The sequence below is a fragment of the Paenibacillus intestini genome (assembly GCF_030803945.1).
Classification (GTDB): domain Bacteria; phylum Bacillota; class Bacilli; order Paenibacillales; family Paenibacillaceae; genus Paenibacillus; species Paenibacillus polysaccharolyticus.
The window spans coordinates 494,958-518,344 of the sequence record NZ_JAURUN010000003.1 but is presented as its reverse complement, the minus strand read 5'-3'; the positions used below and the strand labels follow the sequence as shown (position 1 = coordinate 518,344).

Genomic DNA, 23,387 nt, shown 5'->3' with positions numbered 1-23,387 from the left:
CCAATTTTTGATTTGAACCGAATCAATTTCATATATCGACGAACGAAAGCGTTTATTTTAGTACCAGCGCATTCAGACGGCTTCAAGAATGTATGAAATGGATCCAACCTGTTATATAAATTCACTGAACATATTCTTCAGTCGTTCGAACAGACCGGGTTTTTGCTCCGATTCCTGTGCCGTATTTGGCTTCGGACGGTTCGTCGGTTTCTTGCTATTAGTGTTGTTGTTACCGCCATTGCTGCTCGAGGGCCTGATACGCAAACTGCGAATAACATTGTGTAAAATACCAACGCCGCTTGTATATCCAGGGTCACGCACACCAATGTAATCCGGAACGGCGACACGCACCGAAGCAGCAAGTTCATGCTGTGCCACTTGCAGAACACCAGGCATAGAGACCGTACCTCCCGTTAGTATATAACCGCCAGGAAGCTCGTTGTAACCAAGGCGTTTGACCTCTGTGCCGATCATCTGGAATATCTCCTGAACCCTAGGCTCAATAATAGCCGCCAGATCTTCCTGGGAAAACTCCTTGTCCACGTTGCTGCCGATGCGCGTCACTTTGAACATCACATCTGCGGCAGCATCATCAAGCCAGGCACAGCCATATTTCAGCTTAACTTTCTCCGCTTGATCGGTCAAAGTACGCAAACCATAAGCAATATCATTGGTTACAAATTCCCCGCCGATTGGCAGTGTTGAAGTCGCAACTAGGCTATCCTCTTCAAAGATAGCAATGGTTGTTGCTCCTGCTCCGATATCCACGAGCACAGAGCCCATCGTTTTCTCATCCTTGGACAGGGCGAGTTGACCTGCTCCGAGTGACATGAGGACCAGGTCGCTCACTTTTAATCCCGCTTTTTCCACGCAGCGCAACAGATTATGTATCGCGGTTTTAGCACCCGTAATGATGGTTGCTTCAACTTCCAGGCGAACACCAATCATACCACGCGGGTCTTGTATGCCTTCCAAGCCGTCTACAACATATTGCTTGGCGACAACATCAATAATTTCCCGTTCGGGCGGAACCGCAATGACTTCGGCTGCTTTCAACACCCGCTCCATGTCTTCTTCTCCGATCTCACGATCTTCGTTCGATACTGCCACCACACCGTGACTGCTCATCAGTCCGATGTGATTGCCTGAGATTCCAACATATACTTCGGATATTTGAATACCTACCATACGTTCTGCATGATCGACTGCATTGCGAATCGACTGCACCGTCTGATCGATATCTACGATTACACCTTTGCGAATTCCTTCCGAGTCGGCAGATCCAACTCCAATAATATTAAAGGTTCCATTATTAATTTCCCCAATAATAGCGCGAATTTTGGATGTACCGATGTCCAAACTAACAATGATGTCATTGTTGCTCAAGTCTGTGGCACCTCCTGACTCCAATAGTAAAATACGTTCGGGTTTAAACACACATTAAAACATATTCAACACAGCTTAGGCTTTCCCTCTTTTTTCTACAATTTTTTTGGGTGCCAAGTTCTGGATGTGAAACATAAAACTTTGAAGAAAAAAGAAGGAGGCAACTCATGTGCCGTAAGTTCAAGTGTACCATTTTTTCTTCATCTCAGAAAGAACAAGTTTCACACATCAACCGGTGCTAAAGCCCGATCCTGTCTACACTTTTACGCAATAAACCGCCAATCAGCAACATGCATCATTGCCCTGCTCCCGGCTCAGCGTCATCCTCAGGATTATCCGGTACAAACGGGACATACGTATCCGCCTCAAGCATCGTAATTTTACCAGGTCGTTCGGTCTCGATCACCTGATTCAAATACTCCACTTTATCCGTTAACAGCGATATCGTTGTAATCACTTCAAACTGTGATTTGGTGTACATGCGAATCTGATCCGGAAAAGAGGGTGTCGGATTCGGAATAATTTCGGATATGTCCGTTGTCAGTTCATTTGGAATTTGAGCCAGCGCCTCACTCAGCTTTGCCTTGAGCGGATCATTCGGTTTCCATTGTGTCAGAATCGGCTTCTCTACAGCAACACCGATCGTTGGCGGAACATTCAGGCTTGTCCCATTAGACAATATGGCTTTAAGCGCCCCGGTTGTGTCCAGTTCATAAGCGACTGTAGGAAACTCCTGAACCTTGATATGAATCGTACCCGGAAATTGCTTGTCCACAGTAACTGTTGAGACAGCTTTAATCGTTTTAAGACGTTCTATGATTTCAGTAGCACTTGTTCCAAAAAACTGATCGCCTTCCCTCAAACCACTCTTTTCAAGTAAATCCGCAGTGGCCGTGTATACATTACCCGTAATTTCGATCGCTGATATGCGACTTACCGAAGAACGAAAGAATAATACAGCCAGCAATGCAATAAATAATAATAATAGGATAATTACAATCTTACGGCTTGTGTTTCCTTTTGGGCGATTCTCCTTGAGAACCGGAATTTGACTTTTAGGCATAATAACGCTCCACAAAGCCTCAGGCCCCCTCCTCTTCCAAGAAGGGGACGCCAAGGACGTTAATTGGCAAAATCCAACTGTTTCGAAACAGTCGACTGTCTCTCCACTGAGGCTCCAAGACTCTGGAATAACTTTTCGATCTGATCATATCCCCTGTCAATGTGATGCACTTGCTCCACAATGGTTTTACCTTGAGCCGCCAGACCTGCAATAACTAAAGCTGCACCCGCACGAAGATCTGTCGCCTCTACAGTAGCCCCATATAGTCTTGGAACTCCACGGATAAAAGCTGCATTCAGGTCAACCGAAATATCCGCTCCCATGACATTCAGTTCATCCACATGTTTAAATCTTCCTTCGAACACGGTTTCCTTCATCACGCTGAATCCATCTGCCAAACTGAGTAGCACCATGATCTGTGATTGAAGATCTGTTGGAAACGATGGATACGGGGAAGTCACAATACGATCCACTGATTTTGGGCGGGTCATACAACTCACAGTCATTATATCATTGCATACTGTGATTTGAACACCAGTGCGCTTTAACACATGTATAAGCGAAGTAAGATGTGCAGGATTGCAGTGTGTAAGCGTAACATTGCCTCGGGTTGCAGCAGCAGCAATCATAACGGTTCCAGCGACAATCCGGTCAGGTATGATTTCATAGGTGCAAGGTTGCAACTTCTCAACACCATTTATCGTGATTGTATCCGTGCCGGCACCCATAATTCGTGCCCCCATCGCATTCAGAAAATGCTGCAAATCCTGAATTTCAGGCTCTCTCGCTGCGTTGAAAATTGTCGTTGTGCCTTCTGCAAGCACAGCAGCCATCATGATGTTTTCAGTGGCTCCAACACTCGGAAAATCCAGATGAATATCCGCACCTATCAGATTAGCTCCATGACAGATAATTTGCTGATCTTGCTCTTCAATCTGTGCTCCGAGTGCTTCCAGCCCCCGGAGGTGAAGATCAATTTTACGTTCTCCGATCGCACAGCCACCCGGCTGATATACAGATACTCTCCCAAACCTCGCAAGCAATGGCCCCATCAGAAAAATGGAAGACCGCATTTGCTTCATAAGATCCTCTGGCACATCATGTGACCGGACAAGCGACGTATTGATCGTCACTGTTCCCTGCTCATGCCGACATGTGCATCCAAGTCGTTCCAGGATATACAGCATTACTTCGATGTCCAGCAAGTGTGGAACGTTGTGCAGCGTAATTTCTCCGTCTGCGAGCAAACTTGCGGCCATAATCGGTAAAGCGGCATTTTTTGCTCCATGGATGCGTATGGATCCTGATAGGGGTCTCCCACCTTCAATCACCAATTTGTCCAATGTATCACCTCCGGGGTTTACGCTCACCCACTGCGATAACATACGGTACCCGGTGGATACCGCCATGAGATGATATAGTGCTCTGAATAGACTGTATAAGGGTGATGACGTCCTCTGCTGTCGCTTGGCCTGATTGAACAATAAATTGGATATCCATTGTTCCCAGTCAATCTCAGCGAATTGAATTATCCGTGACACATCCGATCCATGAGGCTCCGCAATCCATCCCTCGGTTCGACCAGTCATTGCCAGCAATACCATGTCGGGAATTCACGGTCTTCACCCTAGTTGCACCTTTGCCGATATGATGCTGTACTGCGGTATCATGGAACGATTGTCACGATTTATACCGTATCTTATGTCAGTCCCGTCTGGTGTGTGACAATCGCCCATAAATGCGTCCAAACACCTATTATCGTTTTGCAACAAGACGCTTAATTTCGTTTACAAGCACTTTGGCCGCATCTGGTTTCCCTAATTTTCGAGAAGCCTCTGCCATCTGCTTACGTCCTGATTCGTCATTCATAATGCCTGCAATTGCTTCATACAGGCCTTTGCCTGTAAGCTCTCTCTCCAGCATTGTGAGTGAGGCCCCTCCTTTTTCAAGGGTACGCGCGTTAGCCTCCTGATGATTGTTGGTTACGTTTGGTGATGGAATCAGAATCGACGGAATACCAAGAGATGTAATCTCCGCAAGGAACGAGGCTCCTGCACGGTTCACAATCAAAGAGGTACAAGCGAGTACTTCGGGCATGTTATGTACATAAGGAAGTACATGCAGATGATTAGGCATCGTTCCCAAAGAACTACGGATCGCTTCACGGGTTTCATCAAAATAGGTCTCGCCTGTAACGTAAACAACATGTACATCATCCAGCTGTTCCAGCATCGGTGCCATTTCAATCATCGCCTGATTAATCGCTTTAGCCCCCCGGCTCCCCCCAACGACTAGCACAACACGGCTGTCCATCGGAACACCTAATGTGGCGAATCCACGATCCCGACTGGCCTGGGCTACTGTTGTTGCCCGCGGGTTTCCAGTATAGATAACCTTTTTTGCACCAGAGAATGATTTTTCAGAACCTTCAAAACTGACGGCAACTGTATCTACATAACGCATGAGAAACTTGTTCGTCAGACCTGGAATCGCATTCTGTTCATGAATCACGCTTGGAATTCCCAGCTTTGCCGCCGCATATACAACGGGACCACAGACATATCCGCCCGTACCGATGACAACGTCCGGCTTGAATTCCTTCAGCATTTTTTTAGATCTCCTTACCCCTTGAACGAATCGCATGATCGTTTTCACATTTTCAAAGGATAACTTACGCCGAAAACCGGTAATGTCAATCGATTTAAAAGGTATATCTTCCTGAGGAACCAGCTTACTTTCAAGTCCTCGTGTACCGCCAATGTATAAAAACGTCGAGTCGGCATTTTCCGCCTCACATTGTCTTGCTATGGCTACGGCCGGATAGATATGCCCACCCGTGCCACCACCACTAAGAACGACTCGCATCGTATAAGTCACCTCGCATAACGGGATAAATTCAATAATATGCCCAGTGCGGTGAGCATGAGTGTCAGTGATGAACCTCCATAACTGATCAGCGGCAGTGTAATCCCTGTGACAGGCATAAGTCCAATCACCACGCCGATATTAATAATGACCTGCACAGCAACCATACCGATAATCCCCACAGCTAGCAGGCTGCCAAAGGAATCTGGAACCGTCATCGCTACACGCATTCCTCTCCACACCAGCACCAGAAACAATAATAATACAATCATTCCACCAATGAAACCGAGTTCTTCCGCCAAAATACTAAATATAAAGTCCGTCTGCGGTTCAGGCACGTAACTGTACTTCTGTCTACTCATCCCCAGCCCGAGACCAGCCAGTCCACCTGGACCAATCGCATAGAGCGATTGAATGATCTGATAACCTGCACCAAGCGGATCTGACCATGGATCCAGAAAAGCTGTAATTCGTTGCAACCGATAAGGTGCCGCTGCAACAAGTGCCGCGAATCCTGCAACTCCACCCAGAGCAAGCAGAGCGAGATGTTTCATTCGTGCTCCGGTTGTGAAAATGATAAGCATGGATGCCCCCATCATCACGGTGCCTGTACCTAAATCGGGCTGTAACATAATTATGCCAAAAGCAAGCCCCATTAGCCCAAGCGGAGGCAACAGCCCCGTTGTAAAAGTTTTAATTTTACCAGGATCTTTGCTCAGCCAATGAGCCAAAAACAAGATCATGCCCAGTTTCATGAATTCGGAGGGCTGGATACCGAAAGAGCCAATCCCCAGCCAGCTACGTGCACCGCCGCGAACGACTCCGATTCCCGGAATTAATACGGCAATGAGCATAATAAAACAGATAATTAAAATCGGCTTGGCATACTTTCGCCATACCCTATAATCCACATTCGCTGTCACAAACATGGCTACCAGCCCAAGCACGGCGAATAAAATCTGCCTTTTCACAAAATAAAATGAGTCGCCATAGTTTCGGAACGCAAGTACTGAGCCTGCGCTGTACACCATAATGATGCCGATGGCAAGCAGAGCCAAAATACAAATCAGGAGCCAAATATCCGGCGCCGGTCGCGTCTGTTTCATCAGGAGGCCACCCCTTGCATGGAAGTAGGGGCTTTTCCACCCCCCTACTTACAAGTTATGCGCCGCCTCTTTAAAAATGCGTCCCCGTTCTTCATAGGAGGCAAACATGTCCCAGCTTGCACACGCAGGGGATAACAAAACAACATCCCCTGGTTCGGCAAGACTTGCTGCTTCCTGAACAGCAACCGTCAACGTACGGGCAGCGTCCTCCTCATTATCGACGACCTTAATATGCTTTAGTCCCGCCAGTTCTGCGACTTTAGCAATTTTAGCACGGTTTTCACCAAGAACCACCAACGCTTTGACACGCTCCTCCAATACCGGCAACAGCTCCATCATATCTGAACCGCGATCTAGTCCGCCTGCAATCAATACAACAGGTTCCTTAAAGGAATTCAGTGCCATGACCGTTGCTTTTGAATTGGTAGCTTTCGAATTGTTGTAATAAACTGAGCCATTATGCTTGAGCACATACTCCAGTCGATGTTCAACACCTCTGAAATCAGCTAGCGGAGCAGCCAGCTGTGACGGATCAGCACCCGCTGCGATTGCAATAGCTACTGCAGCAAGCGCATTGCCTACATTAAAACGTCCAGGTATGCCAATGTCCTGCACATCGATAATCACTGCTCGATTGCCTGCACCATCCGCATAGATCACCTGACGTTTCACATCATCCTCTTCTCCGTCGACATAAGGCGGATCTGCATACACGCCTGTTTCCAGGTTTTCCGTCAATGAGAACGGAATCACCCTCGCTTTGATATAAGGAATGAGTTCACGGCATACAGCATCATCCCAATTGAGAACAGCGACGTCATCTGGTTTCTGATTGGCAAACAGCTTTGCTTTGGAAGCCACGTAATCTTCCATGCCGCCATGATAATCCAGATGGGTCTCTGCCACGTTAAGAAGCGCAGCAATACGCGGACGAAACTCTACCGTGCCTTTGAGCTGGAAGCTACTTAGTTCGACGACCATCCAGTTATCAGCGGTAGCCTGCTCTGCAGCTTCACAGAGAGGGGTTCCAATGTTACCAGCAACAATGGGATTCAAGCCCGCTTGTTCCAGCATATTTCCTACCCAAGTTGTGGTCGTTGTTTTTCCGTTAGAACCGGTGATACCGATCATAGGTGCCCCGCAAAGGTGATATGCAACCTCCACCTCGGTTACCACCTCAATACCTAATTCAAGAGCTTGCTGCACAGGAGCAGCCTGATAAGGAATGCCGGGGTTTTTGACGACCAGCTTCACATCACTATGAATGAGATCATCCGGATGGCCCCCGCATACAACAGAAATTCCCAAAGCCTCCAATTCGGAAGCTTCGGGACACTGTTCCCTGTCTTTTTTATCATTTACGATAACGTTAGCCCCGGCACGATACAGCACCTTGGCAACTTGTACGCCGCTCTTCGCAAGCCCAAGCACGACGACTTGTTGTCCGCGATATGTTTCTGGATGATTCATAATTTACAACCCCTTGTTGAGATAAAGTCCAAGAGCGGCCAAAATAGCACCTACCGCCCAAAAGGTAATGACAACCCGCCATTCTGACCAGCCACTAAGCTCGAAGTGATGGTGGATCGGGCTCATTTTAAATACACGTTTACCGCGGGTTTTGAAGGATACAACTTGGATCACAACGGAAAGGACCTCAATTACGAAAATACCGCCGATAACCAGAAACAGAAGTTCTGTCTTCGTAACGATTGCAATCGCGCCGATTGCACCGCCGATTCCGAGCGAACCCGTATCGCCCATAAACACCTTGGCCGGATGTGCATTGTAAACCAGGAATCCGAGAACAGCCCCAATCATGGCAGCTGCACACACCGCCGCCGGCATCGACGTTGCCTGCATTGCCACAATAGCAAACGCGCCAAAAGCAATCGCACTGACACCGGAGAGAAGGCCATCCAGACCATCCGTAAAGTTAACCGCATTGGTAATGGCCAGCATCATAAAGACAACAAACGGATAATAAAACCATCCCGTCCAGTCAAACGAAACCGAAGTTCCCGGGATAGAAATCGCGGTGCTGTGTCCATTTTGAATAAGTAAATAACACATGAGGGCACTGAAGAACAGCTGCCCCAGCATTTTTTGTCTGGCTGTCAATCCAAGCGAACGCTTGAATACAATTTTGATATAGTCATCCAAAAAACCAATGAGACCAAATCCAAGCGTAGCGACAAGCAACACATAAAAGTCTGTGTTTTTGACCGCTGAGAATTTAAGAAACGCCAGCGTGAACGCAAGTAAAATAACAACTCCGCCCATCGTTGGTGTTCCGCTTTTTTTCAAATGGCTCTGAGGCCCGTCTTCCCTGACCTGCTGTCCGAACTTCATCCGCCGCAGAAGCGGAATAAGTAGCGGTGCGGCAATCACCGCCAAAATAAATGAAACGCCGATTGTTAACAGTAATACCTGAAAATCCATGGGTTCACCCCTCTAGTCTACTCGATTCTGTAATGGTGCCGTCTGCAGTGTTTGAACTACATCCTCCAGTTTCATGCCTCGCGAGGCTTTAAACAAAACTGCATCTTTCGGATGAAGATTCTCCAGCAGATAACGGGTCAATTCTTCTTTATTATCAAAAGCATGCACAGCTTCAGCTACCATATGCTTTTTTGCTCCCTCAGCAATATTCACGGATAATGGACCGTATACCAGCACTTTATCCAATTTATCAGGAGTAATATACATCCCGATCTCATGATGAAGCTGCTGCTCCTCCGAACCTAACTCCAGCATATCTCCCAGTACAGCCACTTTCATCCGATATCCTTTTAACCCTTCCAACACATCTATAGCAGCCTTCATGGAAGTCGGGCTTGCATTATATGCATCATTCAGGAGAGTAAGTCCGCTGACCGCCTGGGTGACCTCAATACGCATCCCTGTCAATTTTAGCTGCGACAAGCCTTTTGCCATATTTTCCTCAGTCACCCCAAAATGACGTGCTACGGCCATGGCAGCCAGACAGTTAATTACATTGTGCGTACCCAGCAAGGGAAGGTTATAAGCTTTGTCGACAGACTGCTTGGTTGTAAACACCATCCCGTGCTGTGCATTCATAAGCCCAGTTGGATAATCGTTATTATCCGTTTGTAATCCAAACCTAAACCGCTGCATGCCTTCAGGTTGCTTCGTTGCAGACTCTTCAAGCACCTGCGCGATTAAAGGCTCGTCTCCGTTGTATATGAGTAATCCGCCAGGTTTCATACCAGCAGCAATTTCAGCCTTGGCTCTGGCAATTTCAAGTCTTGAGCCAAGCTGAAGCAAATGGGATTCGCCAATATTCGTGATGATTGCTACATCCGGCTGAGCAATGACAGAAAGGTCATAGATTTCACCGCGACCGCTCATGCCCATCTCCAAAATAATGATCTCCGTATCCGGTGTCATACTCAATACCGTTAGTGGCAGACCGATATGATTGTTGAAATTCCCCTGCGTTTTATGCACCTTGAATGTGGTAGAGAGAAGCGCGTTTACAATATCCTTGGTTGTTGTTTTCCCGTTACTGCCTGTAATGCCAACAACAGATGCCTTGTTCTCACGAAGATAAGCCGATGCAAGTGCCTGTAATGCAGTCAGGGTATCGTCCACCAAAATAACGGCTCCCTGCGGCGGAGCACCATGATTTTTTTGCCACAACGCCCCCGCAGCATCTTGCTCCAGACAAGCCTGCACAAACTCATGCCCATCAAAACGTTCACCTACCAAAGGGATAAACAAACTGCCTGCCACCGGTTTACGTGAATCGGTAAATACCCCTTCGGCGATAACTTCACTATAAACTGCGGCATCACTTAGTGTGCCACCACACATGTCGGCGATTTGCGCCAATGTTCGTTTTATCAATTGGATTTGCCCCTTATCGCTTCTTTGGCTATGATCCGGTCATCGAAATCGGTCTTGGTTGTTCCGATAATTTGATAAGTCTCGTGACCCTTGCCCGCAATCAATACTACATCGGCCGGGCTTGCCATTTCAATAGCTTCATGAATGGCCTGACGCCGGTCCACGATCATTGTGTAACGCTCAGACGGAACGGACTCTTCCAGCAAACCTTGCTCAATGTCTTTTAGAATCAGATCGGGATCTTCCGTCCGCGGGTTGTCAGAAGTCACTAATACAAAGTCACTGTACTTCGCAGCAATTTTACCCATCAATGGGCGTTTTGTGCGATCCCGGTCACCGCCGCACCCAAATACGCAAATGACACGGCCCTCCGCAAACTCATTGACTGTACGCAGTACATTCTCAAGTCCATCAGGTGTATGGGCATAATCAACGATGACCGCGAATGCCTGGCCTTCATTGACAGCTTCCACCCTGCCATCCACACCCGGTACGGTCTCCAGACTACGCTTGATCTCTTCCAGTGGCACACCTTCCACCAGCGTTGCCGAGATGGCCGCCATTGCATTGTACACGTTGAACTTGCCTACCATACGCAGTTCAATGTCTGTGCTACCCGCAAAGGTATCTACATGGAAGGTCGTCCCCTGAGCTGTGATTGAAATTGCAGATGCACGAACATCCGCCTGTTCTCCCATGCCGTATGTAATAACCTCAGCAGCCGTTACAGAGATATAATAATCCGCAGCCGGATCATCCGCATTGATCACTGCATACTTCCGCTCGGAAGCATCTTCTGCATAACCGTTACCCAGGCGAGCAAAAAACAACCCCTTAGCTCCGCGATATTCCTCCATGGAATGATGGTAATCGAGATGATCCTGCGACAGGTTTGTAAATACTGCTGTACGGAAATCCGTGCCTTTCACCCGCCCTTGCTCCAATGCATGAGAAGAAACTTCCATCACACAGCATTCCGTACCAGCCTGAACCATATCATGCAAACTACGTTGCAAATCCAGAGCTTCAGGTGTTGTTCCCGACATCGGGTAAGTGCGTCCATCATAACGCATCTGGATGGTTCCGATCAGCCCGGTTTTCTGACCGTAGTCGCTCATAATTTTTTCAATCAAATAAGTCGTTGTTGTTTTGCCGTTCGTTCCCGTTACTCCGATCATTTTCATCTTGTGACTCGGTGATTCGAAAAAGAAGTCCGACAAAACAGCCATAGCAAAGCGACTGTCTCTTACAATCAATTGTGGTACAGGCAAGTCAAGCTGCCGCTCCACAACGAGAGCAGACGCTCCGGCCTGCACTGCTTTATCTGCATAATCATGTCCATCGACCGTATGTCCCGGAAGACAGATAAACAGATCCCCCGGTTTGACTTGCCGGGAATCTGTCTGAAGGTTGTGACATTCTGTATGGGGGTCGCCCACGAGACGGGCGGTAATCAACTTGGATTCAAACTGTTTTAAAAGCACATGAATAACCTCACTTTTCCAAATATACTTCTGTATCCACAGATTCCTATAGTATTAATATCGACCAGACCACCAAATAATGAAACGCGATCCCCTGAATTTTGTTGCGGTCGGAGTAGGAAACTCCGCTTAAGCCTACATTGCATCCTTACTTAAAGCTCCATTTGAGAACTTTATTCGTGCTTCGAATGATCATGCCCATCATCTTTCAGGACGTTACCCATATAGATACGTATCGTTGAGCCTTGCTCTACTCTTGCTCCTGGTTTAGGGGCCTGATTAATTACGTATTTGCCACTGCCCGACTTCGCGAGCATAAAATTCATGTTGAGATCCTCGTACAAATCTTCCACTGTAGCCCCAGTAAGATCAGGAACCGTCACAATTTTGGTTTCACCATATTTGTACTCTTTCGCGAGCTGGTCCTTACGCACAGGCACTTTCATATAATGCAGCGAATCTTCCAGAATGTTTTGTACGATTGGGGCTGCAACAACACCGCCAAACTGAATCCCCTTCGGATTGTCTACAGCGGTGTACACCACGATCTGCGGATCATCAGCCGGAGCAAATCCAATAAACGAAACGATGTGTTCACTCGACGAATAACGACCATTAATAACTTTCTGGGCTGTACCTGTTTTACCTCCAACCCGGTAACCATCGATAAAAGCTGGACGTCCTGTTCCTTTGGCCACGACACTTTCTAGTGCTTCTCGTACTTTTTTGGACGTATCCTCCGAGATGACTTGACGAACGAGTTCAGGCTGTACTTCTTCCAGTACCTCTCCGGTTTCTGGATGTACCCAGGCTTTCGTAACGTAAGGTTTATAGAGCTTCCCACCATTGATGGCAGCCGATACCGCTGCTACTTGTTGAATAGGAGTTACGGATACACCTTGCCCAAAGGCGGTCGTTGCAAGTTCAACAGGACCTACGTTTGCTAATTTGAAAAGAATACCACTTGCTTCTCCGCTAAGATCAATCCCGGTTTTGGCACCAAAACCGAAATTTTTAATGTAGGAGAACAACGATTCCTTACCAAGCTTCTGCCCCAAAGCAACAAATCCGGGGTTGCAGGAGTTCTCCACCACCTGAAGGAAAGTCTGGCTTCCATGTCCACCTTTCTTCCAACAGCGCAAGCGTGCTCCGCCGACTTCTACAAATCCGGGATCAAAAAATTGATCCTGTTGCAGATTTACCTTTTTTTCTTGCAACGCAGCAGCCAGTGTAATAATTTTGAAAGTTGAACCTGGTTCATACGTCATCCAGATGGGCAAGTTCCGGTTATAAATTTCTGAAGGATATTGCTGATAATCTGCCGGCTCGTAGCCCGGTCTGCTAGACATCCCTAGAATTTCGCCTGTTTTGGGATTCATTGCAATAGCCAAAGCGGAATTAGCCTGAAACTTAACCATCGCCTGATCCAATTCCCGTTCCATAATAGATTGAATGGATTTATCAATGGTCAGCTTGAGGTTGAGCCCGTCCTTCGGTTCCACATACTTCTCAGATGAGCCCGGCATGAGCCTTCCGGCCGCATCGGACAAGTAGGATACACTGCCATTTAAACCATTCAGCTTGTCGTCATATCTTTTTTCAACACCAGTCAGTCCCTGATTATCAATCCCTGTAAATCCGAGAATATGAGCAGCCAGATCATCATACGGATAGAAACGTTTGTTATCCTCGGCAACAACGATACCCGGGAGCTTCAAATCACGGATGCGCTGAGCTTTCTCCATCGTAATTTTGCGGCCACCGGGTTGTAGTCTTACAATCAATTCTCGTTTCTTGATGGTTGCCAGTACTTTCTCTTCTGTCATACCTAGTAGCGGTGCCAGCGCCCTGGCTGTGGTCTCCGCTTCTTTAACTTGAGCCGGGATCGCCATGATTGTTGGGGTTGTCACATTGTAGGCTAAAGATGTCCCGTTTCGATCCAGAATCTCTCCCCTTTTAGCTGTGTACGGAATATTACGACGCCAGGATTCTTCCGCTTTGGCCGATAGTTCCGGCCCTTTCCCCAACTGAACATAAGCAAGCCTGATGACCAAGGCCGAAAATAACATAACCAGAATTAACAAACTCCACAGCAACCTGCGGCGCAGATTCACACTTGTTCCCTTCACGAAAAGATCCCCCCACTCGTCCCAAAATCATGAACTGTCTCATTCATGAATATTCAGGACAACCGGGGGTTAGAACAAGCTGTCTATACAGTCTATGGCAGGGAAGCCCCTTCAGTGGCTGGTTTACCAGATGTTTCGTCTTGACCCTTTTGCTTGTCAGTCTGACTCTGATTTGAGGCACTTCCCGGCGGATCATCCCCATCCGTTTTACCCTCATCAGCTGTTTTCGTATTGTTGTCCTGGTTTTTCGCATTCGGATCAGAAGAATCTGGAGCTTCATCAGCTATACCGGTTACCGCTGCCTTCGCTGTCTGTAAGGTTAACTGCACCGTTCGTTGCTCACCCGATACCTGCTCCTTCTGTTTCACGACGTATCCCTCACCCTTGACTGTTACGCCTACCTTCATCAGTGAGAGAACCTCCAACGCATCACGAAGCGATTCACCCGTCAGATCTGGAATCTTCATTTTACTGCTCTCTTCCGTCAGTAGGTAGACTCGTTGACCTGGATTCATCGAAGCACCTGCTTGTGGATACTGGCGAATCACATTTTCACCCTGACCAAGCGTGACATAAGCAATTCCGGAGTTGAGAAGCTGGCTTCTGGCCTGTTTGGCCGTTTTACCACTCAAGTCTGGAGCCTTAGCCTGTACAACAGGAGCTTCTTTTGACTTTTTGTCTGTCGTTTTGGCTGTATCTTTCGGTATACCCATATATTGCAACGTCTGGCTTACAACCTTCTTGAACACTGGAGCCGCTGCAGTTCCTCCGCCAATGTTTGTGCCATCTGGCTGGTCAATCACAATCAACATCGCAATCTTCGGATTGTTGACTGGTGCAAATCCAATAAACGAAACGACGTCTTTGTTTTTGCTATATTGACCGTTGATAACTTTTCGCGCTGTCCCTGTCTTGCCTGCAACCCGGTATCCTTCAATATAGGCATTACGTCCTGTACCGATCGTCTGATCTGCTACGACCTGCTCCAGATACCCGCCAACAAGCTTGGCCGATTCTTTAGAGATGACCTGTCTAATCACTTTCGGTTTGATTGCTTCCGTTGTGCCATCATTCGGATTAATGATCTCCTTCACGAGATGAGGCTGGAGCAACTTACCGCCGTTTGCAATGGCCGAGATGGCTGATAACTGCTGGATCGGCGTCACTTGTACGAGACCGTGACCATATGCAGCGGTAGCAATCTCTGACTTGTATACCAAGGGTTTGATTGGCGAAGCCGCTTCACTTGGCAGGTCAATGCCCGTCTTTTTACCAAAACCAAACTGATCGATATAGTGACGCAGTCGCTCTCCCCCGAGCATGTTGTACCCCAGATTAACAAAAGCGATGTTACTGGAGCGTTTGACACCTTCAAGGTAAGAGATTCTTCCGTACGTATGTCCGTTATCACTAATCGGGAAACCACCGATGTATATGCGCTTGGATTCAAACGTTGCATTCGGATCAAACAGTTTTTCCTCCACGGCTCCCGCAAGTGTCACAATTTTGAACGTAGAACCTGGTTCATAGATCGACTGCGTTGCATGGTTGATAAAATTTTTCTGATCCGGTGTGCTCGCATACGTATTCGGATTAAAGGTCGGCCAGTTGGCCATCCCCAGAATCTCCATCGTGTTTGGATCAGCCGCAATGACGGTCATACTCAGCGGGTTATATTTCGCAATTGTCTCTTTCATTGCACTTTCAATGTAAAACTGGATCGTATCATCAATCGTCAGTTTCAGGTTTTTACCGTTTTTCGGAGGCAAATAATTATCTTGTGAATCCGGAAGTTTGATGCCTTTCGCATCCTTCTGGTAATTCAGGAAACCATCTGTGCCTGTCAGCACGTCATCATACGAGACTTCCAGCCCATTGACAGCTTTGCCATCACGACTCATATAACCTAGCACATGAGAGGCCAGCGACTCTTCCGGATAAAAACGTTTGGACTCCTGCGTCATGACGATCGCATTTCTTGCCTTGTGTTGCTCCTGAAGCTCTTCGCGCAACTCATTGACCTTTTCAGCAAGTGCAGGACTAATTTTGTATCCTTCACTGCGTACTTCGCGTTGTTGAAAAAACTTCCCGTCTTTATTTTTTGCTGTAACAAGAGCTCGCATCTCACTCTCGTTTTTCTTGAGCAGTGCCGATAGCTTCTTCGTCACTTCGTCCTCAATACCTAGTTGATTAATCAAAAGCGGGTTAACCGAAACCGTGTAAGCCGGCGAATCCGTGGCAAGCACATTCCCGTTTCGATCCGTAATCGTTCCGCGAGCAGCCTTGATCGTCTGTTCCCTTTCGATAAGACCCGCCGCACGCTCTTGCCATTTGTCACCATTAACCACCTGAATGAAAAATATACGGGTTACGAGTACAAGAAAAAAGAGGGTAATGAATCCCCCTATTAACAACGTGCGCATTTTTATTCTTTTTACCATCGAAACACCTCTTTACTTGCCACTGGTTGCATTCGAGGATGATTCAGTACCTGTCGATGTATTCGTTGTTGAGCGTGGTACAAAAATAACATCCTTATCGGAAGCTTCCACGTAACCCAGTCTTTTTGCATTCTCGACAACCTGATTATTCAATGTTTCTCTCTCCACCTGTAAGTCGGCAATGGTCTTCTCAGCCTCTTTAATTTTTACAATGGTCGACTGAGCCTGCTTGTTCAGCTCATAAATATGAGCGTAACGAGACATCAGGGCACCGCCCACAATAATGACGGCTAAGAGTGTGATCAGGTATAAAAACTTTTCGCGGCCTGGCAGACCTGTGCGACGTGTCACAACTTTAGTAGTTTCCTTGTACCTTTGCTGTGTTACACGTTCTTGGGCTTTTTCTTTGACCGCTAGATTGCCACGTGTATATGCCATTTGAAGGCTCCTCCTCCTCTTTTGTTCTACAATTTCTCAGCTACACGCAGCTTGGCTGATCGCGCACGAGAGTTCTCGGTCAGTTCCGCTTCTGATGGAATCAACGGTTTTCGATTGACGAGACGTAAAGTCCCTTTACCACCGCATACACATAACGGAAAGTCAGGTGGACATGTACATTTTTCAAGATAGCTGCTGAAGATCTGTTTACATATCCGGTCCTCAAGGGAATGGAAGGTGATAACAGATACGCGCCCCCCTGGCGCTAAACAACGAACAGCCTGATGCAGTCCTTCTTCAAAAGCCCCCAGTTCATCATTCACAGCAATACGCAGCGCCTGAAAACTTCGCTTCGCAGGATGTCCACCTGTACGGCGGGCTGCTGCAGGAATACCTTCTTTGATCAATTCCACAAGTTCACCTGTCGTTTCGATCTCAGACTGACTACGTTGATTCACAATAACACGAGCAATCCGTCTGGAAAACTTCTCTTCACCATAGCGATACAGAATTCGCGCAATCTCTTCTTCCGGCCATTCATTCACAATCTCTTTGGCTGTCAGAAGTGCATCTTGGTCCATACGCATATCAAGCGGTGCATCGTGATTGTAACTGAATCCACGTTCTCCTTCGTCAAACTGTGGAGATGACACACCAAGGTCATACAGAATTCCGTCAACCTGTGGTACACCATCCTTCATAGGAACATCAAGGTCTTTGAGAACCTGCTCCAAATCTCTAAAATTGGTTTTCACCAATGTAACCTGGTTTTCATAAGCAGCGAGCTTCTCGCGTGCATTGTCCAAAGCCCAGTCATCCTGATCAAGTGCGATCAGACGTCCCCCCGGACCTAGCTTGGATGCGATCACGGAACTGTGTCCCGCCCCTCCTAAAGTGCAGTCCACGTATATACCGTCCTGCTTGATGTTTAATCCCTCGGTTGCCTCTTCTTTGAGTACGGTTATGTGGTGAAACAACCTGCACCCCTCCTTACTTTATAAGTCAAAATTGAAATCGACCAGCTTTTCGGCAATGTCGTTGAATGCTTCTTCGGATTGATTAAAATAACTTTCCCATATGCCTTTGCTCCAAATCTCCACCCGGTTCGACACACCAAGAACAACGCAATCCTTGTCCAATTTGGCATACTCTCTCAGGTTACCCGGCAGATTTACCCTGCCCTGTTTATCCAGTTCACATTCAGTTGCACCTGAGAAAAAAAACCGGGTAAACGCACGTGCGTCGGATTTCATCAGCGGCAGTGCTTTCAGTTTCTGTTCCATGACCCCCCACTCCTCCATGGGGTACACGAAAAGACACTGGTCCAAACCTCGTGTGACAACGAAAGTGGATCCGAGAGATTCGCGGAATTTAGCCGGAATAATGACCCGACCTTTATCATCAATGCTATGTTGAAACTCGCCCATAAACATTGCCGCACTCACTCCCCCACCCATTTCCCCCACTTTGCCCCACTTTCCACCACCTAAGCATAATAGATTCGGTTAAAAAAATCAAAACCCTTCTTGACTTTTCTGTTTTTTTATTTGATTTCACCGAAAAAAACGCCTTCGATCCTGTCATTCAGGACCAAAGACGTTTCCCGGTTACGGGTGATCGTATGTGCACCCGTACATGAGCCATATCGTCAATACACCATTCTACTACTTTTGAAACAGTTTATCCGTTTGTAATTATTGGATAACCCTTTAAAATTTCCAACTATCGAGGTACTTTTCTTGCTCAGCGGACAAAGAATCAATGGCAATGTTCAGGCTCTCCAGCTTGTAACTCGCCACTTGCTGGTCAATTTCGTAAGGAACGTTCACTACGTTTTTACCAAGAGATTCATAGTTTTCGCTCACATAACGCAAACCTAATGCCTGCAGTGCAAACGTAGTGTCCATGATCTCGGCCGGATGTCCGTCAGCAGCTCCCAGATTTACCAAGCGTCCCTCCGCGAGCAGATACATTTTACGACCATCTTTGAAACGGTACTCCTCAATGTTGCGACGAACGGTACGAATAGACTCAGAACGTTTGGCAAGCTCCGGTTTGTTAACCTCAACATCGAAGTGACCTGCATTACTCAGAATAGCTCCGTCTTTCATAACATCGTAATGTTCACCTGTAATGACGTCCTTGTTGCCTGTCACAGCAATAAAGAAATCACCCAACTTTGCTGCTTCCAGCATCGTCATAACCCGGAAACCATCCATATGTGCTTCCACGGCTTTGATTGGGTCGATTTCAGTTACAATGACATTGGCACCCAAACCTTTTGCACGCATAGCCACACCTTTACCACACCAGCCATACCCAGCTACGACAACATTTTTACCTGCAACCACCAGGTTCGTTGTCCGAATAATACCGTCAAAAGCGGATTGCCCAGTACCATAGCGGTTATCAAACAAATACTTGCAATATGCGTCATTTACCGCAACCATCGGGAATTTCAGTTGTCCTTCTTTCGCCAGTGCCTTCAAACGAATAATGCCTGTTGTCGTTTCTTCTGCGCCCCCGCGAATCGTAGCTGCAAGATCAGGACGTTCGGAAGCAATAATAGTTGCAAAATCCCCACCATCATCAATAATGAGATCAGGCTTCACTTCAAGAGCACGGAGTTGCAGTGCTTTGAACTCAGCTGGTTCAGGATTATATTTCGCATAAACAGTCACACCGTCTTCTACCAAAGCCGCACATACATCATCTTGAGTAGACAACGGGTTACTATGTGTGATCGTCACTTCAGCACCACCAGCCTGAATGACTTTTGCCAGATATGCGGTTTTAGCTTCCAGGTGAAGGCAAATCGCTACCTTTAGACCTTTAAAAGGCAAATCCTGTTCAAATTGACGACGAATCCGGTTTAAAACCGGCATATGCGCCTCAACCCAATCAATTTTCAAATGGCCCTCTGCAGCAAGTCCCATATCTTTGACGATACTGTTTTGTAATGAAGATGTGGTCACTTTATCTCCTCCTCAAATGTGTTTCTTCTATTATAAAAATCAATATAATCTAAATAGATACTTATAAGGATATAACCTTGTGTTCGCCCCGGAATTCAGCAGATGCTTTAATCAATTCCTCAATCCAGTCCGTTCCATAACGATTCAGGTAAAAGAGTGCATTATGTACTCGTTCCTGGGGTTTGCCCATTGGGAACAGAGCATTCTGAATACCGTTCCAATGCCTCAAACTCACTTGATGTTTATCCTCGATTGCCTTGCGAACCTGACGCTCCAGATACTGAATCTGTTCATTCATTTTGGCTAAATTCGCTTCACCAATGCGGTTCAATCCGGGATGCACTTCTGCAACCTGATCCAATAGCGGACGATAGAGCGTCATAAACTGCTCACGGATCTGCGTGAATTGTTCATCAACTTGGAAAGTTTCCTGCTGCGTTAGCCATTGTGCTTTCTTTTCTTCCAGTTGGTTCTGTACATCCTGGAAAGAAAGTCCGTATTGTTTCATATATTTGTGTTGCACTTCCTCCATAATCGTGAAGGATAGACGAGGCAATAATATCGGCATTTGTAGCCCAAAAGTACGGAACGCCTCACGTGTAAGACCCCAATATGCAATTTCTCCATGCCCTAAAATAACAGCAGCCACAGGCAACAATGAATCTTGCATCAAAGGACGGGTGAGTACGTTGTTACTAAAACGCTCAGGGTGATCTTCCAATTCTTGTAACAAACGTTCTTCTGTAAAGGAAACTAACCCCTTACGATCCTGATACAAGTTATCTTTCAGCATCAAAAGCAAACGGGTGCCTTCATGAATATAAAAGAGGTTGGCCCCATCTTCCGCCACTTCTGCTGATATCGAATAACCCGCTTGTTCTACAAGCGATGCCCCTTGTAAATAGGCTTCCCGCAACGAGTTATTCTTCCGGATCAAACGCTCAAATATGGGCTTTTCTAACTTACGCAATTCAGGATCGGCAGCATCCATGAGTACCAGTCCAGTCTTTGCAAACAAGGCCGATATCATTCGCGCAAACGCATCACTTAGATTCGTACTCGACTGATGGATTTCTGTGATCAGCTTTATTAATCCAGGCTTATGCATGGTATCAGGCAATAATTGTTCCACTTGATTCAACACCGTTTCCCACTGATCCCACTTTACTTCCACATAACTTACCGAGTCCTTACCTTTAAAATGCCCTTGCAGTTTAACTTTGTGAATCTGTCCTTGCTTATCAGGCAAATACGTATGATTTACCTCATCCCAGTCATGGTCTTCTCCCGCAATCCAGAACACTGGAATTACAGGACGTTTCAATTGCTGTTCAGCTTCACGCGCAGCGGCGACCACACTGGCTGCTTTGTATATCACAAACAATGGTCCGGTGAACAAGCCACTCTGTTGTCCACCCGTAACGACGAGTGCATCTTCTTCAACTAGGCGGGTAATCGAAGCATGAACCTTGTCATGATCATTTACTCGCTTATTATATAAACGTAAATACGCCGCCAGTTCATGACGGTCAACACGTGTATGCTCCGATTGTTTCAGCCATTCAGCACGCGCGTGGAGGCCGTTTTCCCAGCGAATGTCATATTCATAAAGGCTTCGCGCAGCATCTGTCGTACAGAGATAATCTTCTGCAAGCTTTGATCCGCTGCGGAGCGCCTCGGTGATCCCTTTCATGAGGTCTGCCTCCTATTCTGCTTCTAAAGAGCCTTCCTTGATTGTACCGAATTCAGTAGCTCTTCGTCAAAACAAAGTCACAAATATATGAAAAAAACCGCCGATTTAAATCGGCGGTTATGATGTATATAATAGCATATTCGTTTTCGAAACTATTATACGTAAGGTTCTGCAACCCAGTGTCCTTTGGAAACCTCAATCAATTGAGCATTTTCCAAATTATACGGGTCATTTTTAGGACCGCCCGAAGCATTCTGGATTGGTCCAGATTGTTCATCCGGCAATAAAATGCGACGTTTATTTGCTTCCACTTCCGGATCTGGAACAGGGATCGCAGAAAGCAATGTTTTGGTGTATGGATGAATTGGATTCGCGTACAGTTCTTCACTCTCAGCCAATTCTACTACTTTACCCATATACATAACCGCAACACGGTCACTGATATGTTTCACCATGGACAAGTCATGGGCGATAAAGAGGTACGTCAACCCAAGACGTTGCTGCAACTCCTCAAGCAATTTAACAACCTGAGCTTGAATGGATACATCCAGTGCAGAAAGCGGCTCATCACAGATGATAAATTTAGGATCAACGGCAAGAGCACGAGCAATCCCGATCCGCTGTCTTTGTCCACCGGAAAATTCATGCGGATAACGCAAAGCATGACTTGGATTAAGACCTACGAGGTCCAACAGCTCTTCTACACGTCTCTTACGTTCTTTAGAGCTTGTTGCCAGCCCGTGAATATCCAAAGACTCTCCGATAATATCCATAACGTTAAAACGCGGGTTCAGTGAAGCATATGGATCCTGGAAAATCATCTGCATGTCTTTACGCATTTCTTTCATCTTGCGTGGAGACAATTTGTAAATATCCGTACCATTGAAGTTCACACTTCCGCCAGTTGGCTCATAAAGGCGCAGAATGGTGCGTCCAGTCGTCGATTTTCCGCAACCTGACTCACCTACAACACCAAGGGTTTCTCCTTCAAAGATGTCGAAGCTCACATCATTTACAGCTTTAAGGATGTTACCTTTGCCAAGGTTAAAGTATTGTTTCAAATTTTTCACTTGAACCAAAGGTTTGTTACTTCCTTTGACAATACCTGCCGGAGTTGGCTTTTCTTTTTTCGGCTCGTCCAAACGCGGGAGAGCGTTCAACAATTTAATCGTATAAGGATGCTGTGGGTTACTGAAGATTTCAGCTGTTGTCCCTGTTTCTACAACTTCGCCTTCCTTCATGACAACCACACGGTCACACATGCCCGCTACAACGCCAAGATCATGCGTAATCAGCATAATGGATGTTCCAAGCTTTTTCTGCATGTCTTTCATGACATCCAGAATTTGAGCCTGAATGGTAACGTCGAGTGCTGTTGTAGGCTCATCCGCAATCAGCAAAGACGGACGACAGGCAAGTGCAATTGCAATCATCGCACGTTGACGCATACCACCAGAGAATTGGTGCGGATAATGATTCATGCGAATCGCTGCATTTTTGATACCTACAAGTTCAAGCATCTCAAGAGCTGCTTTGTTCGCTGCCTGCTTGGACATGTTTTGGTGTTTACGCAATACTTCTGTAATCTGTTTACCAATTTTAATAGTAGGATTCAAGGAAGTCATTGGATCCTGGAATATCATACCGATATCTTTACCACGAATGGCTTCCATTTGTTTATCTGTCTTTTTCAACAGATCCTGCCCGTGAAACGTAATATCTCCGCTCTTAACCTTCGAAGGCGGGGAAGGGATCAATTTCATGATCGTCTGGGCGGTAACACTCTTACCACTACCGGATTCACCTACGATCCCTAGCGTTTCTCCTTTGCCAATTTCGAAACTCACATTTTTAACGGCATCAAATTCACCCGAGCGCGTCGAAAACGATACACTTAAGTCTTTGACTGTTAAAATCGGCTCCATAATCCCACCTCC

The 23,387-nt window shown here is 46.6% G+C and carries 17 protein-coding genes; all 17 read right to left on the bottom strand.

What is annotated here, in order from left to right; translation table 11 throughout:
* Positions 1 to 111 precede the first annotated feature (111 nt).
* The 17 genes from ftsA to J2T16_RS11445 all read right to left on the bottom strand — a co-directional run bounded on the left by ftsA (position 112) and on the right by J2T16_RS11445 (position 23,375).
* Positions 112 to 1,386 (bottom strand): cell division protein FtsA, encoded by a 1,275-nt coding sequence (gene ftsA / locus J2T16_RS11525; RefSeq protein WP_090923752.1) that lies wholly within the window; start codon positions 1,384 to 1,386, stop codon positions 112 to 114.
* A 295-nt stretch (positions 1,387 to 1,681) separates the two neighbouring features.
* A complete protein-coding gene (locus J2T16_RS11520; protein ID WP_090923799.1) occupies positions 1,682 to 2,449 on the bottom strand; it encodes a cell division protein FtsQ/DivIB in 768 nt (255 codons plus the stop codon).
* A gap of 59 nt (positions 2,450 to 2,508) precedes the next feature.
* Positions 2,509 to 3,792 carry a UDP-N-acetylglucosamine 1-carboxyvinyltransferase gene (murA, locus tag J2T16_RS11515; RefSeq protein ID WP_221789137.1) on the bottom strand — a complete coding sequence of 428 codons (1,284 nt, stop codon included), beginning with the start codon at positions 3,790 to 3,792 and terminating at the stop codon, positions 2,509 to 2,511.
* A gap of 412 nt (positions 3,793 to 4,204) precedes the next feature.
* Positions 4,205 to 5,314 carry an undecaprenyldiphospho-muramoylpentapeptide beta-N-acetylglucosaminyltransferase gene (gene murG, locus J2T16_RS11510; RefSeq protein WP_154888107.1) on the bottom strand — a complete coding sequence of 370 codons (1,110 nt, stop codon included), beginning with the start codon at positions 5,312 to 5,314 and terminating at the stop codon, positions 4,205 to 4,207.
* A gap of 8 nt (positions 5,315 to 5,322) precedes the next feature.
* Positions 5,323 to 6,420 carry a stage V sporulation protein E gene (spoVE, locus tag J2T16_RS11505; protein ID WP_154888105.1) on the bottom strand — a complete coding sequence of 366 codons (1,098 nt, stop codon included), beginning with the start codon at positions 6,418 to 6,420 and terminating at the stop codon, positions 5,323 to 5,325.
* A 48-nt stretch (positions 6,421 to 6,468) separates the two neighbouring features.
* On the bottom strand, positions 6,469 to 7,890 hold the full coding sequence (gene murD, locus J2T16_RS11500; protein WP_499018356.1) for a UDP-N-acetylmuramoyl-L-alanine--D-glutamate ligase: 1,422 nt from the start codon (positions 7,888 to 7,890) through the stop codon (positions 6,469 to 6,471).
* A gap of 3 nt (positions 7,891 to 7,893) precedes the next feature.
* Positions 7,894 to 8,862, bottom strand: coding sequence for a phospho-N-acetylmuramoyl-pentapeptide-transferase (mraY, locus tag J2T16_RS11495; RefSeq protein WP_090923756.1), 969 nt, complete (start codon positions 8,860 to 8,862; stop codon positions 7,894 to 7,896).
* 12 nt (positions 8,863 to 8,874) lie between these two features.
* Positions 8,875 to 10,287, bottom strand: coding sequence for a UDP-N-acetylmuramoyl-tripeptide--D-alanyl-D-alanine ligase (locus J2T16_RS11490; RefSeq protein WP_499018471.1), 1,413 nt, complete (start codon positions 10,285 to 10,287; stop codon positions 8,875 to 8,877).
* Positions 10,287 to 11,774, bottom strand: coding sequence for a UDP-N-acetylmuramoyl-L-alanyl-D-glutamate--2,6-diaminopimelate ligase (locus tag J2T16_RS11485; RefSeq protein WP_090923757.1), 1,488 nt, complete (start codon positions 11,772 to 11,774; stop codon positions 10,287 to 10,289). The genes J2T16_RS11490 and J2T16_RS11485 overlap by 1 nt, the downstream gene beginning before the upstream one ends.
* Before the next feature lie 173 nt (positions 11,775 to 11,947).
* Positions 11,948 to 13,843: a stage V sporulation protein D gene (locus J2T16_RS11480; protein ID WP_420874671.1), complete on the bottom strand. Its 1,896-nt coding sequence runs from the start codon at positions 13,841 to 13,843 to the stop codon at positions 11,948 to 11,950.
* A gap of 152 nt (positions 13,844 to 13,995) precedes the next feature.
* Complete coding sequence (locus tag J2T16_RS11475; RefSeq protein WP_336120546.1) at positions 13,996 to 16,344, bottom strand: penicillin-binding transpeptidase domain-containing protein; 2,349 nt, start codon at positions 16,342 to 16,344, stop codon at positions 13,996 to 13,998.
* Positions 16,345 to 16,356: 12 nt separating this feature from the next.
* The gene (locus J2T16_RS11470; protein WP_145332060.1) at positions 16,357 to 16,782 is read right to left on the bottom strand and encodes a hypothetical protein; all 426 of its coding nucleotides are present in this window, start codon (positions 16,780 to 16,782) and stop codon (positions 16,357 to 16,359) included.
* A 26-nt stretch (positions 16,783 to 16,808) separates the two neighbouring features.
* Positions 16,809 to 17,759, bottom strand: coding sequence for a 16S rRNA (cytosine(1402)-N(4))-methyltransferase RsmH (rsmH, locus tag J2T16_RS11465; RefSeq protein WP_336120549.1), 951 nt, complete (start codon positions 17,757 to 17,759; stop codon positions 16,809 to 16,811).
* 18 nt (positions 17,760 to 17,777) lie between these two features.
* On the bottom strand, positions 17,778 to 18,215 hold the full coding sequence (gene mraZ / locus J2T16_RS11460) for a division/cell wall cluster transcriptional repressor MraZ (RefSeq protein ID WP_154888632.1): 438 nt from the start codon (positions 18,213 to 18,215) through the stop codon (positions 17,778 to 17,780).
* Between the two features lie 276 nt (positions 18,216 to 18,491).
* Complete coding sequence (locus tag J2T16_RS11455) at positions 18,492 to 19,757, bottom strand: adenosylhomocysteinase (protein WP_154888095.1); 1,266 nt, start codon at positions 19,755 to 19,757, stop codon at positions 18,492 to 18,494.
* Between the two features lie 61 nt (positions 19,758 to 19,818).
* Complete coding sequence (gene bshC / locus J2T16_RS11450) at positions 19,819 to 21,450, bottom strand: bacillithiol biosynthesis cysteine-adding enzyme BshC (RefSeq protein ID WP_336120550.1); 1,632 nt, start codon at positions 21,448 to 21,450, stop codon at positions 19,819 to 19,821.
* Positions 21,451 to 21,605: 155 nt separating this feature from the next.
* Entirely contained in the window at positions 21,606 to 23,375 is a 1,770-nt protein-coding gene (locus tag J2T16_RS11445) for an ABC transporter ATP-binding protein (protein ID WP_154983191.1), read from the bottom strand.
* Positions 23,376 to 23,387: the final 12 nt, after the last annotated feature.

What these genes read in the sequence shown, in the direction of transcription:
- J2T16_RS11520 (WP_090923799.1), bottom strand. Translation starts at nt 2,449, where the DNA reads ATGCCTAAAAGTCAAATTCCGGTTCTCAAGGAGAATCGCCCAAAAGGA.
- murG (WP_154888107.1), bottom strand. Translation starts at nt 5,314, where the DNA reads ATGCGAGTCGTTCTTAGTGGTGGTGGCACGGGTGGGCATATCTATCCG.
- spoVE (WP_154888105.1), bottom strand. Translation starts at nt 6,420, where the DNA reads ATGAAACAGACGCGACCGGCGCCGGATATTTGGCTCCTGATTTGTATT.
- murD (WP_499018356.1), bottom strand. Translation starts at nt 7,890, where the DNA reads ATGAATCATCCAGAAACATATCGCGGACAACAAGTCGTCGTGCTTGGG.
- mraY (WP_090923756.1), bottom strand. Translation starts at nt 8,862, where the DNA reads ATGGATTTTCAGGTATTACTGTTAACAATCGGCGTTTCATTTATTTTG.
- J2T16_RS11480 (WP_420874671.1), bottom strand. Translation starts at nt 13,843, where the DNA reads ATGTTATTTTCGGCCTTGGTCATCAGGCTTGCTTATGTTCAGTTGGGG.
- J2T16_RS11475 (WP_336120546.1), bottom strand. Translation starts at nt 16,344, where the DNA reads ATGGTAAAAAGAATAAAAATGCGCACGTTGTTAATAGGGGGATTCATT.
- J2T16_RS11470 (WP_145332060.1), bottom strand. Translation starts at nt 16,782, where the DNA reads ATGGCATATACACGTGGCAATCTAGCGGTCAAAGAAAAAGCCCAAGAA.
- mraZ (WP_154888632.1), bottom strand. Translation starts at nt 18,215, where the DNA reads ATGTTTATGGGCGAGTTTCAACATAGCATTGATGATAAAGGTCGGGTC.
- bshC (WP_336120550.1), bottom strand. Translation starts at nt 21,450, where the DNA reads ATGAAAGGGATCACCGAGGCGCTCCGCAGCGGATCAAAGCTTGCAGAA.
- J2T16_RS11445 (WP_154983191.1), bottom strand. Translation starts at nt 23,375, where the DNA reads ATGGAGCCGATTTTAACAGTCAAAGACTTAAGTGTATCGTTTTCGACG.